General features: G+C 71.3%; 11 protein-coding genes. 2 read left to right on the top strand and 9 right to left on the bottom strand.

Features of this window, described 5'->3' with window-relative positions:
• Positions 1-9 precede the first annotated feature (9 nt).
• The 3 genes from WMF44_RS01265 to WMF44_RS01255 all read right to left on the bottom strand — a co-directional run bounded on the left by WMF44_RS01265 (position 10) and on the right by WMF44_RS01255 (position 3,572).
• On the bottom strand, positions 10-1,767 hold the full coding sequence (locus WMF44_RS01265; protein ID WP_437297300.1) for a sigma-54-dependent transcriptional regulator: 1,758 nt from the start codon (positions 1,765-1,767) through the stop codon (positions 10-12).
• A gap of 403 nt (positions 1,768-2,170) precedes the next feature.
• Positions 2,171-3,025, bottom strand: a complete 855-nt coding sequence (locus WMF44_RS01260) for a hypothetical protein (RefSeq protein WP_437297299.1) — start codon at positions 3,023-3,025, stop codon at positions 2,171-2,173.
• A 190-nt stretch (positions 3,026-3,215) separates the two neighbouring features.
• Positions 3,216-3,572: a hypothetical protein gene (locus WMF44_RS01255; RefSeq protein ID WP_437297298.1), complete on the bottom strand. Its 357-nt coding sequence runs from the start codon at positions 3,570-3,572 to the stop codon at positions 3,216-3,218.
• A 184-nt stretch (positions 3,573-3,756) separates the two neighbouring features.
• Between WMF44_RS01255 and WMF44_RS01250 the strand changes: the two genes are divergently transcribed.
• Positions 3,757-4,983, top strand: coding sequence for a hypothetical protein (locus tag WMF44_RS01250; protein WP_437297297.1), 1,227 nt, complete (start codon positions 3,757-3,759; stop codon positions 4,981-4,983).
• Between the two features lie 4 nt (positions 4,984-4,987).
• On the opposite strand, the gene WMF44_RS01245 is transcribed toward WMF44_RS01250, so the two are convergent.
• Positions 4,988-7,609, bottom strand: coding sequence for an AAA-like domain-containing protein (locus WMF44_RS01245; RefSeq protein WP_437297296.1), 2,622 nt, complete (start codon positions 7,607-7,609; stop codon positions 4,988-4,990).
• Entirely contained in the window at positions 7,606-9,816 is a 2,211-nt protein-coding gene (locus WMF44_RS01240) for an AAA-like domain-containing protein (RefSeq protein ID WP_437297295.1), read from the bottom strand. Before WMF44_RS01240 ends, WMF44_RS01245 begins: the two co-directional genes overlap by 4 nt.
• A 357-nt stretch (positions 9,817-10,173) precedes the next feature.
• On the opposite strand from WMF44_RS01240, the gene WMF44_RS01235 reads away from it, so the two are divergent.
• A complete protein-coding gene (locus tag WMF44_RS01235; RefSeq protein ID WP_437297294.1) occupies positions 10,174-10,479 on the top strand; it encodes a hypothetical protein in 306 nt (101 codons plus the stop codon).
• Positions 10,480-10,667: 188 nt separating this feature from the next.
• Here the strand turns inward: WMF44_RS01235 and WMF44_RS01230 are convergent, their stop codons facing one another.
• The 4 genes from WMF44_RS01230 to WMF44_RS01215 all read right to left on the bottom strand — a co-directional run bounded on the left by WMF44_RS01230 (position 10,668) and on the right by WMF44_RS01215 (position 16,572).
• Entirely contained in the window at positions 10,668-13,571 is a 2,904-nt protein-coding gene (locus WMF44_RS01230; protein WP_437297293.1) for a protein kinase domain-containing protein, read from the bottom strand.
• Positions 13,572-13,605: 34 nt separating this feature from the next.
• The gene (locus tag WMF44_RS01225) at positions 13,606-15,456 is read right to left on the bottom strand and encodes a hypothetical protein (protein WP_437297292.1); all 1,851 of its coding nucleotides are present in this window, start codon (positions 15,454-15,456) and stop codon (positions 13,606-13,608) included.
• A 322-nt stretch (positions 15,457-15,778) separates the two neighbouring features.
• A complete protein-coding gene (locus WMF44_RS01220) occupies positions 15,779-16,180 on the bottom strand; it encodes a type II toxin-antitoxin system VapC family toxin (RefSeq protein WP_437297291.1) in 402 nt (133 codons plus the stop codon).
• Positions 16,168-16,572, bottom strand: a complete 405-nt coding sequence (locus tag WMF44_RS01215; RefSeq protein WP_437297290.1) for a hypothetical protein — start codon at positions 16,570-16,572, stop codon at positions 16,168-16,170. The genes WMF44_RS01220 and WMF44_RS01215 overlap by 13 nt, the downstream gene beginning before the upstream one ends.
• Positions 16,573-16,587 lie beyond the last annotated feature (15 nt).

Raw genomic sequence — 16,587 nt, 5'->3', positions numbered from 1 at the left:
CGCGCGTCGTCAAGGCTCCTTGTCGGCGTCGAGCACCGCCTGGAGCTCCGGATCAACCTCACCTCCGAGCAGGTCCAGGACCTCGCGCACCCGCGAGAGCTCGCGCCGCAGCGTCCGATGGTGGTTGCGGTTCTTGAGCAGCATCTCCTGGCCGAGCAGCGTGAAGGCGTCGTCCCGGTTGCCCGCCCGCTGCACCGCCGCGCCGAGGACCATGCCTCGGAATGCGTCGGTCAGATCGAGCGGGAGCGGGGCGCTGCCGCCGCGGCGTCGCTCGGCCTCGTTCACGAAGCTGAGCGCCGCCCGCCAGAGCAGCCTGGTCAGCGCGCTCGGCTCGGCGTCGCCGTCGAAGGTGAGCGCGCGCTCGACGTGGCGCCGCTGGATCACCAGATCGCCGCCGAGGCCGCTCTGCCCCGCGAGCTGGAGCGCGTAAGCGCGCCGGACGATGTTGTCGAGCTGCCGCAGGTTGCCCGGCCAGGGCGCGGACACGAGGAGCTTCATGGCGTCGGGCTCGAAGCGCGCCGTCCCTTTGCCGTCGGCCTCCTGATGGCGCCGGTTCAGCATGTAGTCGGCCCAGCGCGGGAGCTCGTCGAGCCGCTCGGCGAGCGGGAGCAGCCGCACCGGCAGGACGTTGATGCGGTAGTACAGGTCCTCGCGGAAGCGGCCGGCGCGCACGGCGGCGCGCAGATCGGCGTTGGTGCCGACGAGGAGGCGCGCGTCGGCGCGGCGCTCCCCCGCCCCGTCGTCGCCCAGCATCCGGTAGGCGCGCTCCTCGATGAAGCGCAGGAGGCCCGCCTGGGCCTTGAGCGAGAGCTTGTCGATCTCGTCGAGGAAGAGCGTGCCCTTCGCGGCGCGGGCGACCGCGCCAGGGTTGTCCTTGACCGCTCCGGTGAAGGCGCCCCGCTTCCAGCCGAACAGCTCGGCCATCTGCAGGTCCTCGGGCACGCCGAGGAGGTCCAGCGATTCGAAGGGCTGGCCCCGGCGCTGCGAGTGCTCGTGGCACCAGCGCGCGAGCCTGGATTTCCCGGCGCCGGTCGGGCCGGTGATCAGGATGGTGTCGTCCCGCGGGGCGAAGGCGCGGAGCAGCTCGACGAGGTGCGCGGTGCTCTGACCGACGACCGGCAAGAACTCGTCCGGGCTCGCCGGCTCGTCCGAGCGGAGCGGCAGCGCGCGGGCGGCGATGAAGGCGCCGGCGATGCTGGCGAGGATCGCCAGCTCCTCGTAACACTCCGCCCAGGGGAGCTCGAGCCCGACGGCCCCCCTGCAGCTCACCTCGATCGTGATCATGCCGTCGACGCTGCCGCCCGGCGCGCGCAGCGGGACGACATGGACGTGGGTCGCGTCGCGACCGAGCATCCGCTCGCGTGTCGCGTCGCCGGGCATGCCGGCCGCCTCTGGCGGGTGGCGGAGCGCCATGGCCCCGTCCGGCATCCAGGAGCGGAGCGAAGCGCGCTGGACGTCGATCGAGACCGAACAGCGGTGCTTCTCGATCCAGCTCCAGACGCTGCCGGAGGTGAGGTAGCCGGTGCCTTCGATGCGCGCGCCGCTCGGGCGGTCGATGCCGAAGAGGCGCTGGTAGCTGTCCTCGGGGCGGAGGTGGACCACGCCACGCAGGATCCGGGCGCGGCTGGCGAACGGGCTGCCGGCGAGCGCCTCCTCGACGCAGGTGAACATGGCCTGGAGGACCGCCGTGGCAGCTTCGTCGAAATACGTGGCCGACACGAGGCGGGGGACGAGGGAGATGAAGCTCTCGTCACGGGATGCGGTCACGGTGGGCAGCAGGAAAGCAGGAGAACCGGGACGGGTCCAGGTGGAACGAACAGGCTCGCGTCTCCTGCGGACGCGCTGCGTCCCGGCGGGACGCGAGCCCCCTCTTGCCTCGGAGGCCGTGGCGGCGCCGGCGTCCTGCCCGAGGGACCACGGGGGCCGCCGCGGGTCTCCGAAAGCCGGACGGCACGCCCGGACGTCGGGGTGTTCGAGGACCCCCGTACACTGGCCGCGCGGAGACCCCCGGGAGAACCGCTGAAGCGGCAGAGCGCTGCCGTCATGCGATCTCGGCCCGATCGGCGAACGCCTCACCGATTCGCCTCAATTTATGCAATTGAAATGCGATCTTGCGTGCTCGCAGGCGTGCTCTGGCGCGCCTGACGGTGAAGCATGCTCTGGACCTCGTTCAATCGCGGTTCGGTAGCTCAATGTCGAGCGCGGCGCTCGCATAGAGGATCGGGAGCTTCTCCCGCAGCCATAGCGTCTTCCACGTGCGCCGGTACGTGCGGACCCCGATATTCACGAGCAGCCGGACCTCCTCCGTCTCGCGCGCGACCTTCAGTACCAGGAAGCTCCTGAAGTCGTTCTTGCCCTCGAGCGCGCGTCGAACGCGGTACACCCAGCCGATGTCGCGATCCCCCTCGCCCGAGACGTCCAGCTCGGTCTGCCCGATGTCGATCGTGAAGGGGCCGGCCAGCACCTTGGCCTCCGCCGCCGCGTCGACGCCCGCGCGGGCTGCGGGGTCGGCCTCGACCGAGAACTTCATGGACGCCTCCAGCGCGACGGAGAGCTGGGCCGAGGCCTGGAAATACGTGGCGTGCACGCGCTGCGGGAAGACCTCGACGGCCCGCGACGCGCGCGGGCCGTCGACACCGTCACGGATCTTCACCACGAACTCGGCATGGTCCGGCGATTCGTCGTCGTCGAGGCGCAGGCTGAACGTGAGCGCCACGAGGAGGAACTCATAACGTTGCTCCTCGCTCGCCACGCGGAGGGGCGGAGGGAGCTCTCGACCGAGCGCCGCATAGAGCGGCAGGAGCGGCGTCGTCTCTGCAAATGGCGCGACGCGCACCCCCCTCCGGACGAGCCCGATCGCGTCTTCCGGATCCGAACACACCGCCGCGGCGGGGCGGAACGGGTCGAAGAACGCCTCGGGCTCCGGCCCGACGGGCGCCTCGCCGTCACCACGGGCCGCCGCCCGGAGCGCTTCTTCCCAGCTCGCCACGGCTTCGGCCGGCAGCACCGCGATGACCTCGCGCATCGATACCTCCAGCCGTCAATAGAGCCGACTCGACCCGCCCGGACAAGGCCCGCGCGCCACGCCGCTTGCCCGCGAGCGGCGACCGCGGGTACCCTCGCGTCGTGACCGCGTGCGCCGGCCGCCTGGTTCGCCTGTTCGGACGCGTCGGGCTCGTGCTGGGCTTCGCCTCTCTCGGGCGCGAGGCCCACGGTCAGGCTGCCGCAGGGCCATGCCTGTGGGGACGCGATCCCGCGACGTTGAAGTGCCTCCCCGAGCCGATCAAGCCGCCGCCGCCTCCTCCGACGCTGGAGCTCACGAGCTCGCCGAGCGAGGCGGAGGTGTTTCGCATCCCGGCGGCGCTGGAAGGGTGCCAGTCGGCCGAGGGACGATCCCTCGGCCGGACGCCTTTGACGCTGACGCCAAAGAGCGGGTTGCGATCGGGCACGCAGAAGTTCTGCCTGAAGGCGGCGGGGTTCGGGCCGACGCCCGTCTCGGTGAAGGTCGCCCCGTCGGGGCTCACCAGACCGCCTCCCGTCACGCTGGCCCCGTTCGTGCGGGTCAAGCTCACGTGGGATCCGGCGTGCGCTTACCCCAGTCCACCCGAGTGGATCCTCCTCGTCCCGGAGGCTTCCGACGCGAAGGTCGAGCCGTCGAGAGCCCCCTTTCCGCCTGATCCCATGCCGCTCCCGCAGGGCGATCACAGGTTGGTTGTGTCGGCGGACGAGTTCAAAGAGAAGGAGATCACCGTGACGGTGGGGGCGCCGGGCGGCCCCGACCTGGATGCCCCCATCTGCCTCGAACCGGCGACGTCGGTCACCATTCGCAACGGGGAGAAGAAGCACCCGCTCGATGGCCTGTTCATCCAGCTGGTGAATCGTGAAACGCGGGTGCTGTGGAGCGGTGAGGCCCCCGTCGGATCGAAGTCCGTCGAGGTGCCTGTGCGGCCGAGGGATGTCGACGACATCTGGGTCTTCGCAGACCGCGGTTTTACCCGGCGCGTGCCGGAGCAGCACGTCGGGCGCCAACACGGGAGGACCGGCAAGGCGGAGAAGTCCATGCAGAGCGCCGAGGAGCTGGCCCGGTGGGAGGTGTGGCTCGATCTACGCTCCAGAGAAAAGGAAGATGACGCGAATCGCAAATCGATTCGCGAGTCGATGACGAAAAAGTGCCTCGATCGCGAGATCGGCTACGGCGGCGAGTATTGTGCAAGCGAAGCCTACCTGCGCGTCCACAAGGACCACGTGAACCCGTCGGGCGCGAAGGTCCTGGAGCTCCTCAGGGCCGGCTGCCGGAAGGGCGACATCGCCTCTTGCGCGGCGATGCCCTCGTCGGACGCAGATGCGCTCGCCACGCTCGACGCGCAGTGCCAACAGGGCGCCGCCAGCCTCTCGTGGCTCGCGTGCGTGCGCATTCGGCAGGGCTCGCGCCCAGGAAGCGCATTCCTCTACCTCGATAGCATCGCGGATCCCTACGAGTTCGAGACGACGCTAGACATCAGCTTCGGCGGAGCGACGGCCCTGACCGTCCAGGGGCGGCCGGGGCTCGTGCAGTGGGCCGAGGTGGGGTTTGTGATATTTCCGACGGAATTGTTCGGGATCAAGTTCGCGTTGCGTCCGCTCGACATCGCCGTCCTGCCGGCGCAGAGCGCGTCGGGCCGGCCTCGCGGCTACTTCGGCCTCGCGGGTGCCGGCATGGAGCTCGGGGCCTCGGTCAAAGCTGCGCCGAGCGTGCGCCTGGATCTCGCCGGCTTCGTGACCGGGTACTACACGGCCTCTGCCTCCAGCGCCGGCGGCTACCTCGACGTGAACGTTTCCATTCCGACGATGGACGACGAGTTCTTTCTTCAGCTCCGCGCCCGCGGCGGGCTCGCGCGCTTCCCGCAGTTCACGTCCATCCGCGACGACGAGCGCGTGCCGCAGGGCGGCGCCGTGCGTCCGTTCGTCGGGTTGGGGGTCAACTGGGGGGCTCGGGAGCAATGAGGGCTCATCGCTCCGGAAACACGTCCTCGAAGCGCCGGACGCGCTGGGGCCCCACCTCGTCGAACCGCTCGATGCGCGCGGTCTTCCCGTAACGGATCGTCAGGCCGAAGCGGCGCTGGGCCGCCTCCCACGATCGATCGGTCGAGCGCTCCCACGCGTGCAGCCTCATCCTCCCGACGAGCGGGACCGCGGCCACGACCTGCGTCTGCCAGGCTCCGACCGCCACATCGGCCGGGCTCTCGTCCAGGAGCGTCACGTCGGGCTGGCCCTCCCGCACGAGCACCAGCCAGGTCCGAGATGGGCTCGGGCCATCGACCGCGTCGACCAGCAGACCCGCGAGATGATCCTCGTCGGCGCCCGCCACCGCCCGAACGACGCACGACGGCGCGTTGCAGAAGGTCAGGGGCCACTGCTGCTGGATGGCCACCTGATCACCCGAGCGCGCCAGCACCCCGAGGATGGGCGCGGTCACGGTTGCTCGTTCGACGAAGCTCCCCGTTCCGAACGCGACGAGGCGCGGATTCCCCGCGAAGCTCGCGAGCGCATGAACGAACGGGAGGCGGAGCCCCGGGCCGCCGTTCACGTTCACGCCGCCCGCGCGGCCGGCCGTGGCGATGAGCAGCTGGTCGCCGAGCCACGCCGCAGCGCGGGCGCCATAACCTCCGTCCACCGGAGGCGACTTGTTTCCTTTGGTCAGCCCCTCGAACCAGGCGTCGAGGCGGGCGATCGACCGCCGCCCGTAGGTCCCGTCGGAGCAGACGTAAGCGATCATCGCGCCATCGCCGGACGGCTCGATCTCCAAGCTGATGACGTGTGTCGACCGGCGCGCGTCCCGCGCTCCCTGCGCGGGGCACACCGGCAGCGTCACCGCGCCTTCCCCTCGGTTGATCAGCAGCGCGTCGTCCACGGCGCCGATCGACCAGCTCCCCTCAGGCCGGATCTGCACGCGCCGGGTCCCGGATCCGGCGATTGATGTCGGCGCGCGATCCGGGCGAAACACGACGAGCTTCCCCGAGCACGAAGCCGTCAGCGTGCCATCCGCGAGCTCCAGCCGATCGCAGGCCTCCGCGCGCCGCTCCTTGCAGCGCTTCTCCTCCGTGCCCTCGTTGAGCTGCGCGGGGAGCCAGAGCGTGGCCGCAATGTCCGGCTCCGGCACGGCGGGCGCACGGTCGGCCCCACGGCGCGCGGCGGCGAACGCCCGGACAACAGCCGCCTCCTCGGAGCACGCCGCGGCGCCGAGCTGGTCGGCGAGATCGTCGAGCTCTTTCCCGCGTCGATCCCAGTAGGCGCGCGCCGCCTCGCGCGCGGGCGAGCCGTCGCCGGCGAGCCCGTCGGCCTGGAGGCTGCTCCAGGTCGCCGAGGCCTTGTCGTCGTCCGTGGCGGTCTGGATCTCCTCGGCGCCCCGCCGCGCCTTATTCTGGCGCTCGATCGCCTCCTGCGCCGTTCGATCCCTGTTGCGCTTCCACGTGACCCCGCCCGTCCCGGCGCCCGCGACGACGACCGCGGCGAGCAGGCCCCAGACCCACCGCGGCACGGGCGGCGCGGGCAGGATCTCCCGGACCCAGCGCTCGTCGAACCGCAGCCCGTAGATGCGGTTGCGCAGGCGGAGGCTGCCATCGGCGTTCCGGTGGACCAGGCCGGCGAGGAGCAGGGCCTCCTCGTCGCGCTCGGGCACGCCGGGCACGCTCTTGCGCTTGAGCATGGTGAGGTAGCGCGAGCGCGCGTGCGAGGATCCGGCGATGCGCTCCCGGACGATCTGCTCGATCCGGTTGAAGTGGACCTTGAACGTGGTCGGGTCGTTGATCTCCGCGAGCGCGAAGGCCTCGACGTCGGCGCTGCGCGCCCGCGCGGCCTTCTCGCACAGCGCGATCGTGAGGAACGGCTGTCCCGACGTCCAGGCGAGGATCTCGTCGACGACCGCCGCGCCCGGGAGCCCGTGGCCGGCGAGGTAGGCATCGAGCGGCGTCAGGTCGCACCGCTCGCGCGAGAAATCGGTCAGGCGGATGGTGCTGCCCACGTTGTACGGCGTGCTGGTCGAGCGCTTGATGAGCTCGTCCGCGGTGAGGACCCCGACCAGGCAGAAGGTCAGCCGGTCGAGCTCCGGCCGCGAGGCGCGCTCGTTGTGGAGGGAGCGAATGGTGAGGAAGAGGTCGTCTGTGAAGCCGAGGCCTTGCGTGACGTCGACCTCGTCGAAGACAACGACGATCGATGTCGGATCCGCCAGGAAGAACGCCTCGACGAACGCCTGGAATCGAGCGCCCATGGCCTCCTCCGCCGGCCGGTCGGACCACCACGCCTTGAAGGGTCGGCTCGCGCCCATGCTCAGCGCCATCTTGAGGAGCAGAGCTCGGTACCACGCTGTCCCGTCCTTCAGCTGGTTTCCGCCGAGCGCGCTCAGGTCGACCGACACCACCCGGATGCCCGCCGCCTGGAGGCGCTGCATGACCCGGTGGACGAGGCTCGATTTCCCCATCTGGCGCGACGTGAGGATGTTGCAATACGTGCCGGCCGCGAGGAGGTCATGGACCTCCGCGTCCTCGGGTCGCATGATGTAGATCGCGAGGTCGGGGACCGTCCCCCCGACCTTGATGGGTTGCAGCTGACGGATGTCGTCCGGCGGGCTCACGTGAGGGCGCCGAAGAACTGCGCGTAGGCGAGGTTCAGCGCGACGAAGCGCGGCGTTGGACGGCCCTCGGCGCGCACGAGCCCGAGCGTCACCAGCGCGGCGGCGGCCCTCGCTTCCGCCGGGGAGAGCGTCCTGTTGTGGACGATCTTGCGCATCACGGAGACGAGCTTCGGTTGGTCCGGGAGCTGCGGCGGGATGCTCTCGATTCGACTCAGCAGGGCCTTGAGGCTCATGGAGAAGGGGCCAGTCAAGGAGCCGCACTGCTCGTGAAGAAAGGCGACGCGGTCGCGGATCTCGGCCGGCGTCGGCGGCGCCGAGGGCTTGCCTTTCCCGGGGGCGAGCACGTAGGCCAGGGCCTGGCGGGTGAGGGCGGGGTGCCCGCCCGTGGCTTGATGGAGCAGATCGACCTGGGCCGCGCCCAGCCTGAAGCTCGCCCGCTCCGCGACGATCGCGATGTCACCAGGCGCGAACGTATCGAGCTCGATCGGCCCCTTGTCGATGTTGAACGGCGACCGCTTGATGTCCGTCATGAGGTCGGACGGCTCGGTCGCGATGCACAGCACGAAGCTGCAGCTCAGGCGGACGTCGTCGATCCAGGAGCGGATCGACGAGAAGAACTCCTCGGCATAGGGGCGCTCGATCACGCGGTCCACCCCGTCCAGGATAAGGACCAGCCGGGGCATGTCCTCGAGGGCCATCATCAGGACCTCCTCGAAATCCGGCGGGCTCTCGAGCGGCTGCGTCGGGAGCGGGAGCTTCAGCCCTTTGCAGAAGACGCGCGCGAGGTCGTTCAGGAACGTCACGTACCCGCGGTTCTCTCCGTCGTCCTTCGGCAGCCGTCCGAACGAGCGAAAATTGATCAGCAGCACCGGGCGCCCCTCGTCCTCGCAGCGCTGGCGCAGGCGCAGGGCGAGGCTCGTTTTACCGAAGCCGGACGGGCTCAACATCGTGAGCACGAATGTCTCCGAGCCCATGCGATCGTACGCGTCGGCGTCCACGGGCCGCTCCAGATAGAAGAGATCGCCAGGCGGGAGGGCCCCCGCGCTCATCCGGATGCGCTGGAAGTCGGCTTGCGGGAGCGACGGAGGCGCGGCCGGTGCCTGGGGGGCGCCGGGCTCGACGGCCTGGTGGCCGATCGCCGCCATGATGGCGCGGACAGCGCCGGGCGTGTCCTGCTCGCCGCGCCATGGCGCGTACTGGAGCCGCCCGAGGTAGGTATCGAACTCGAAGGGCAGCGCTTCCAGCGCCGGGTCACGCACAGGGAGCAGGATCGGTCGTCCGGTCTGCCGCCATCGGGCGTACGCGATGCGCACCTCTTGCAGGAGCATCTGGCTCTCCAGCGACTCGGACGTGAGGACGGGGACGAACACGTCGGCCCGCTCCAGCGTGGTCTGGATGCGCCGGGCCCAGTCCTCTCCGACCTTGATGTCGAGATCGACGAACGCCTCGTGCCCCGCGCCCTGGAGCGCGCGCTGGAGCTCCGCGACGAACGTGGCCTCCGGCTCTTTGCGACGGTAGGCGAGGAACACGCGCGACGAGCCCGCGATCGAGCGGAGGAACGAGGGTATCGACTGGAGGAGCCGGGTCGGCACCGCGAACGCCTTCGCGAACGCCGGGCTCACCGAGGGCTTGCCGCCGCCGTCCGGCGCGACGCGCCTGTAGAGCTGGTGACTGACCACGCCGACGACCCCTCGCTCGGTGAGGACGGGCGCGCCGGACATCCCCTCGAGTGGAGCCGGGTCCCCGTCGACGTGGAGCGAGAGCAGCCAGCCGTCGGTGCCCGCGGCGCGCCGGGCGATCGACCCGTCGACCGTGCCGCCCAGCCAGAGCGGCGCCCGCTCGATGGAGAGCGGGTGGCCGAAGCTCCGCCAGTCGGGGCGCTCGGCGAGATCCTCCCCCGAGAGCGGGAGGCATGCGGTCCCTTCGACCTGGCGCGCAAGCTCGAGAACCGCGATGTCGAGGCCGACGTCCGGATCGAAGCGCTCGAAGACGACCTGGAACGGGACCTCCGACGCGTCTCGCGCCTGGGTGAAGGAGATGTTCCCCTGCGCAGCCTTCTCGCCCGCTGGCCCTCGCAGGCAATGGGCACATGTGAGGACGCGCGTCGGCGTCACAAGGAAACCCGTGCCGTAAACCGAGCCCCCTCGATCGAGCGTCGCGCGGATCCGCCCGACGGACCTCGGGAGCGCGTCGTGCTGTAGGGTCATAAGCGTGGCCTCTCGCCCAGGATCGGGAGGAACCGACGCGGCGTCAAGGCGGGCGGGCGACGGGCGCGCCCTGACACGCGAAGTCGCCATCCAGACGTGCGCCGCTTCGATGGCCAGCTCCCGCACCGTCGGATAGCCAAGCCACCAACTCCGAAGCTGCTCCGGCGGGAGGCTGCCTTCCAGCCGTCCGATGGCGTGCTTGATCGCAAGCTCCCATCAGGATGCGACCGAAATCAGGTTCTGCGCACCGGGATCCTGGACCGCATCGACGACCTCCCGCCGTAAGCGGTTGGGTCGGCGGCGAACCAGATTGCGACGTGCGTGTCGAGGAGCCACTTCAAGGCTCGTCTCCCTCGAATGCACCCCGGACGTCGTCAGGGCGAGCGGGCGTGGCGGCTCATCTACGGCGTGCTCACCGATCGCGACGGCAATGCGACCGACGCGAACGTGAGGGAAGATCGCGACGCGATCGGCGCGCGCGTCGACGTGGACCTCGACGGAGACGGCGACTTCCGCGCGGGCGGCCATACCGGGGCCGATCGCGTGGCGACCTACCTGGTGGGCGCCGGCCAGTGGGGCGACCGGCAGCCGCCGTTGCGGCGCTCGTCGGCGGCGAGGTCCCCGGCAAGCTGGCGCCCTGACGAGCGCGAGCTCTGGACATGACCGTGGACAGCGAATTCCGCGCGTCACGAAGCCCACCAGGGATCCGCGAGCGGAGAGAGAATTCAACGCAAATCCGCCAAGAGCGCACAGGCGCAACGGTATACAAATCTATTCTTTTTTGCGCCTTTGCGCCTTTGCGCCTCTGCGCCTTTGCGTTGAATTCTCTCTCCGCTCCCTGGCGGGCGGAGCTAACGCCGCGCCCGCAGCGCGCCGAGCCGCGCTCGCGCCTGCTCCGCGGAGATGGATCGCGGGCGCGCCTTGCCCCAGCGCTCGAGGACAGCCTCGTACGCCCCCGCCGCGCCGCCCAGATCGCCTGTCGCCTCCAGGGCCATGCCCAGATAGAGCCGCGCCTCCGTGGTCGAGAACGGGTCGGCCAGGGCCGCGCACGAGCGCGCCACGCGCCTCAGCGGCCCGATCGCCTCCTGCCCCTTCCCCGCGAGCGCGTACACCTTGCCGATGCGCAGATCGAGCAGGAGCCACCGGCCGCTCTCCGACGGGAGCGGCTGGTCGAGCGGCATCGTCTTGAACGCCGCCGCCGCGTCGGCCGCGGTCTCCACGCCGGCGGCATAGGCCTCGGTCCAGAGCAGCCAGCGGTGCTCCGGCTTGATCTCCTGCGCCGCGGCGCGCCACTTCGACTGGACCCGCTCCACCCACGCCGAGCGCGCCGCATCGTAGGCCTCCTGCGTCATCGACGCTGCCCGGAGGCTGTACGGCAAGAACGCGATGGTCCAGTCGGCCGTCGTCGCCGGCTCGGACCAGGCGCTCATCCGGCGGAGGAAATCGTCCGCCACACGCCCGGCATCCCGCGGCAAACCCATCTCACGGTAGAGCTCCGCCAGCCTGAGGGCCGGGCTCGCGTGCGCGTCCTGATCGTTCCTGCCGGCGACCTCGCGCTGCCATGCGCGTGCGTGCTCCACCGCCAGCTCGAAGTCGCCGTCCATGACCGCGAGCGAGATCCGATCGAGCAGCTCCTTCGCCCTCCGCTCGGCTTCGGGGACCGCCGCCCACCCCTGCTCCAGCGCCACGATCACGCTCTCGCGCGGCGCGCCCCGCGCGTGGAGCGCCAGCGCCAGGTGCCGGTGCGCCGGCGCCGCCTTCGGATCGATCGAGAGCCAGCGGCGCGCGTGCTCCTCCACTTGCCGGCAATCGCCCTGGCGATGGAGGAGGCGCACCCGGTTCGCGAGGCAGAGCGTCGCGCCGGGAGCCGTCTCGGCGCAGGCCTGGTAGGCGGCGAGCTCCGCCGCGACATCCCCCTTCATTCCGAGCGACTCTCCCTTGGACCCCCACGCGAGCACGTGGCCCCGGTCCAGGGCGAGCGCCCGATCGTAGGCCTCGATGGCGGCGTCGAACCGGAGCTGCGCGAACCTCGCCGCGCCCAGGTACACGAGGAGCTCCGGATCGGCCGGGAACCTCGAGGCCGCAACCTCGAGCCGCCGCTCCCACGCCACGGCGTCGGAGGGCTGGCGCACGTACGGCTCGGCCGCGTCGAGCAGCGCCATGTCTCGCTCGCCGAGGGCGGCCCGGTGCCGGAGCGCGAGCTGGAAGTGCTCGCGCGCCACGGCCGGCCTCTGCCGAAACGTCCAGATCGCCACGCGCAGGTGGCCGGCGCCGAGGCCACGATCCAGCGCCACGGCGCGCTCCATCGTGCGCGCGGCCACGACCGGCGCCCCGTCACGGTAGGCCTGCAGCGCCTCCTGGTAGAGCGCCGCGGCCTCCGGATTGCTCGAGGCGGGGCGCGGCGGCTCCGGGGCGGCGACTGCCGCGCTGATCGGCCGGGGCGGCGGCTCCGGGGGACGCCGGAGCACGGCGACCGTGGCGCCGGCGACCGCCGAGGCCGCGAGCGCGAGCGCGACGAGCCCGCGCCGGCCCGGCCGCGCGCGCTCGTCGCGTGCGGTCCGCACCACGACGGCCTCGCCCGACGCGGCCCCGGCCCCGTGCTCCGGCCGCGGCGCAGGCTCCGCCCCGGCGGCCACGGGCGGCGCGCCATCGGGGCGCAGCGACGCCGGGTCGGTCCGGTGCGGCACGGTCGGCTCGAAGCCGATCCCCGCATGCTCGGCACCTGGCGCAGGGCCGCCCCGCGCGTTCGCGCTCTCGACCCGGGTCTCGGCCTCTCGCGCCGCGTGCGGTGAGCGCGGCGGGAGGCTCGGCAGCTCGCCCTCGAGCCCCTCGGCGGCGATCAACGCGCGCCAGAACGCGCCGGCGTCGGGGTACCGGTCGCGCGGAGAGACGCTGAGCGCCCGCGAGAGCACGCGCTCGACAGCGTCCGGCGCCGAGACGCCGCGCGCTCGCAGCGTGGGGCGCAGCGCAGGATCGACGACCACCGAATAGAGCTCGACGATCCCCTCCCCCGCCAGCGCCCGAGCGCCCGTCACGAGCTCCACGAAGACGAGCGCGAGCGCGAAGACATCGGTCCATGGCCCCGTCGCGCCGCGCTGTCTGTCGAACTGCTCCGGAGCGCCGTAGCGGGGCGTGAACACCGAGGGCCCCTCCGCGGTGCTCGCGAGCGCCGCGGTGCGCGAGCGCTGATCGCCGATGATCTTGGCGATGCCGAAATCGAGGACCTTGAGCGTCCTCGCGCCCCCCGCGTCGGCGAGGAAGAGGTTCTCCGGCTTGACGTCGCGGTGCGCGATGTTCTGCTCGTGCGCCACCGCGAGGGCGCGCACTGCGGGGTCGAGCAGGAGGATCGCCTCGCGGCGGGACAGGGCGCCGCCGCCTCCGGCGCGCAGGCGCTCGAGGTGGCTGGCGAGCGTCTCGCCGTCCAGCCACTCGAGCACGAGATAGGGCACACGAGCGCCCTCCTGGGTCGTGAAGACGCCGATGTCGAGCGCCTGGACGATGCCGGGCGAGAGGCGCGAGAGCTGGAGCAGGAGCCGCCCCTCGTCGCGCAGCCGTCGGATGAAATCCTGCTGCGCCTCGGGCGAGAGCTCGTCGGGCAGCTTGAGGCACTTGATCGCGACGGGCGCGTCGAACCCCTCGTGCACGCCGCGATAGACGACGCCGAACCCGCCGGCGCCGACGGCGGAGAGGACACGGTATTTGCCGTCGATCGTGGTCCCGCAGAGCCGGAATACGTCGCGCTGGGCGCCGGACATCGGCGGGAGTATACGCCATCTCCGGAGGGCAGACTCAGGGCGGCTCGGCGTTCGCCATGGCGGCCCGGAGCCGGCCGCAGGCCTCGACGAACCCGGTCGAGAGCACCTGGTCGAGGTGCCAGAAGTTCCTCTGCCGATCGTGCTCGTAGAACCGGGCGATCGTCACCAGGAGCAGGTCCACGCACAGCGCCGGATCGCGCCAGGCGAGCTCCGTCTGCGGCCCGCTCCGCGACCCGCTCCGCGGCCCGCCCGCGCACGACGCGGCGAGCGTCCGCTCGAGCACCGCGGCGACCTGCGCGAGCTGCAGCACCATCCGGCGGCACGCACTCGCGCGGATCCCTCCGCCCTTCGCAGCCACCGGCCGCAGCGTGTCGTCGAACGCCGTCGCAAACTCGCGCCACAGCAGCGCGCCCGCCTGATCCACCGCCTCCTTGAGCCCCGCGGCCGGAACGCGCGGCGAGAGCGCGTCGACGAGGCGGGCGCGCGCCCCCTCGTCCTCGGCCAGCGCGCGGTACGGCGCCGACCATCGGGCGACCTGGCGGCGAACGTCGCCCACCGTCAGATCGAGCTTGAGCCCCGTGATGGGGAGGAGCGACGCGTCCGGCAGCTTCAGGGAGGGCCTGTGCCAGGCGTACTTGCTCTCCATGAAATCGGCGAGCATCTCGGCGATGCCGTTGCTCGCGGCCACCTGGATCCGCGCCCTGACGTCGGCTTCGGCGAAGCGGAGCAGCGCCGCCTCGTCGAGCTCGGTGCGGCCCCCGCGCTCGACGAAGGCCGAGGCGATGCCGGGGCCGACCGCGCCGGGAAACACGGTGTCGAGCGGGAGGGGCTCCTCGAGCCGCGGCAGCACCGCGTACTCCCACTCGAACTCGGCCAGCGCCTCCTGCCACGCATGGCCCCAGGCGTCATGAACCACGTAGTCCTCGACCTCCGGCGTCCGGAGGACCATCACCATCGTGGCGAGGGTCTGTGTGACGACGTCCGTCGGGACCGAGGCCGCGTCCGCGAGGGAGCGCGCGAGCGCCGGATCGATGGCCGCGCGGTCGAAGTAGCCGAACGCGGGAAACCGCGCCGTCGCCGCGGTGTTCGTGTCGTCGCATCGGGCGATGAAGGCCGAGATGGCGCGCCGCTCCTCCTCGGGGCGCTCGTCCCAGCCGGGCACCTCGAGCCGCGGCGCCTCGCCGGAGCCCGCCGCGCCGGGCGAGCCGGTCGCCGGCGCCGACGCGCGGATGCACAGGAAGATCGCGGTCGACGTCATGAGCAGATCCACGTCGCCCGGGCGCCACGGCAACGGGCCGTAGATCGCGCTCATGAGCTCGGCGCACGCGGCGGGCGACGCGCCCCCCTTCGCGGCGAGCTGCGCGGCGATCGCCTTCGTGATCGCGTGCTTCACCGCGAGGTTGGCGGTCATATGATCCATCGCGGCCTCGACCTGCGCGAGCTCCGCCTCCTCCCACCCGAGCGCCTCCCGCAGCGCCCGCCGGACGCGCGGGATCCCCTCGCTGCCCTCCGGCAGATCGAGCGGGAAATCGAGGAGCGGGCGCGACGCGACCGTATCGATGAGCGGCGCGGAGCTGCTGCCGGCGAACCGGAGCCAGAGCAGCACCGCCTCGGTGAACCAGGCCCGGAACGACGCGCTCGCCGCGTGGAACTCGTCCGGGGTCGGCTCGCTCAGGGCGTCGATGCCGCGCATCAGCCGCTCGCGAAGATCGCGCCCTCTCGCCTCCCGCTCCTCGCGGCTGCCCTTCGTCGCGTCCTGCAGCTCCTCGATATCGGCGAGCACATCGAGCGTGGGCCCCCACGCGGCCGGGAGCGTCGGCTCGAAGAGGGCTGCCGCGCACAGGATGGGCGCCGAGGGCTGAGACCCGGTGTTCTTCTGGTCCATGGCCTTTCCTTGAAGAGGGGTGCGACCTCCCATCGCATCACACGCGCATGCCCCGAGCAAGGCCCCGGACCAGCGCGTCCCAGCGAGAAGACGGGAGCCTTCCGGCACACACCGCAGGTTCGTGTCCTCGGGCCTGCGATGTGTCTCTCGTACCTCCGCGCCGAGCGCACGGGCTCCACCATGAACGGTCGCGTCCGCTTCGGGACCGCTCTAGCTTCGCGCCCCCGCGGTCCCTTCCGGGATCGCCGGCGCACGAAGCGCCCCCAAGTAGTGGTCTCTCGTACGCGACGAGAGCACTGGATTCATTGGCGGGTGCAGGCGCTCACCAGTGGAGTACCCTCAGCCCCGGTATTCGTGGGAAGCTGCGGTCGTCTCGGGTTGCCACATCATACCCGACTGCGAGCGCCGTCGCCGCAATCAAGAGGTCGTGCGCACCGACAGGCGAGCCCTTCGCCGCGAGTTCAGCAGAAAGGCGAGCGTGCACGCGTGCAACCACGAGATCGAACGGAATCAAAGACAAGTCGGCGAGCAGCCGCTCGACGAACGCCTCTCGCCGGGCGCGCTGCGAAGCTTCCACCGCTCGGTGAACCCCGTGCAAGAGCTCCGATGCGGTGATCGTCGCGATGGCCACCGGTTCGTCCCCGTGATCACGAAGCACGCGCTCGAGGTCCAGCTTCCCCCGCTCGGCCGCGATGAGCACGCTGGAGTCGATCAGCGCTCCCACGGGGTCTCCGGCAGCATCGGCTGGTTCCGTGCGACCTCCTCGACGGCGTCGAGGTAATCATCGTCCGGGCGCGGCGCGGTTTGCAGCAGTCGAACGAGGTCCCGAACCGTGCGCCGCGCGGGGACGATGGGCTCGATCCGGCAGATCGGCTCACCTTCGCACTCGACGACAAACACGTCCCCATGCGAACGGACGCGCTCGAGTACGTCCGGAAACGTCTGCGTGGCCTCAGCCGCGGAAATGTAGGACGCCATGCGGCTCATGGTACCCGGTCCGACCCATCTGACAACCCGCCAGGCGCTGCCCGTCTCTTCGATGGCTGCGCCCACGCATGCACGGCAGGTATCGTGCTCATGAAGCTGCTGGTTGATCGGCAGCGATGATGCACTCATGAGTGCAAGCTTTTC

Origin of the sequence: Sorangium sp. So ce426 (assembly GCF_051475585.1) — a bacterium.
GTDB classification, from domain to species: domain Bacteria; phylum Myxococcota_A; class Polyangia; order Polyangiales; family Polyangiaceae; genus Sorangium; species Sorangium cellulosum_B.
This window is presented reverse-complemented; position numbering and strand designations above follow the sequence as displayed.

What these genes read in the sequence shown, in the direction of transcription:
- WMF44_RS01260 (WP_437297299.1), bottom strand. Translation starts at nt 3,025, where the DNA reads ATGCGCGAGGTCATCGCGGTGCTGCCGGCCGAAGCCGTGGCGAGCTGG.
- WMF44_RS01240 (WP_437297295.1), bottom strand. Translation starts at nt 9,816, where the DNA reads ATGACCCTACAGCACGACGCGCTCCCGAGGTCCGTCGGGCGGATCCGC.
- WMF44_RS01235 (WP_437297294.1), top strand. Translation starts at nt 10,174, where the DNA reads ATGCACCCCGGACGTCGTCAGGGCGAGCGGGCGTGGCGGCTCATCTAC.
- WMF44_RS01230 (WP_437297293.1), bottom strand. Translation starts at nt 13,571, where the DNA reads ATGTCCGGCGCCCAGCGCGACGTATTCCGGCTCTGCGGGACCACGATC.
- WMF44_RS01225 (WP_437297292.1), bottom strand. Translation starts at nt 15,456, where the DNA reads ATGGACCAGAAGAACACCGGGTCTCAGCCCTCGGCGCCCATCCTGTGC.
- WMF44_RS01215 (WP_437297290.1), bottom strand. Translation starts at nt 16,572, where the DNA reads ATGAGTGCATCATCGCTGCCGATCAACCAGCAGCTTCATGAGCACGAT.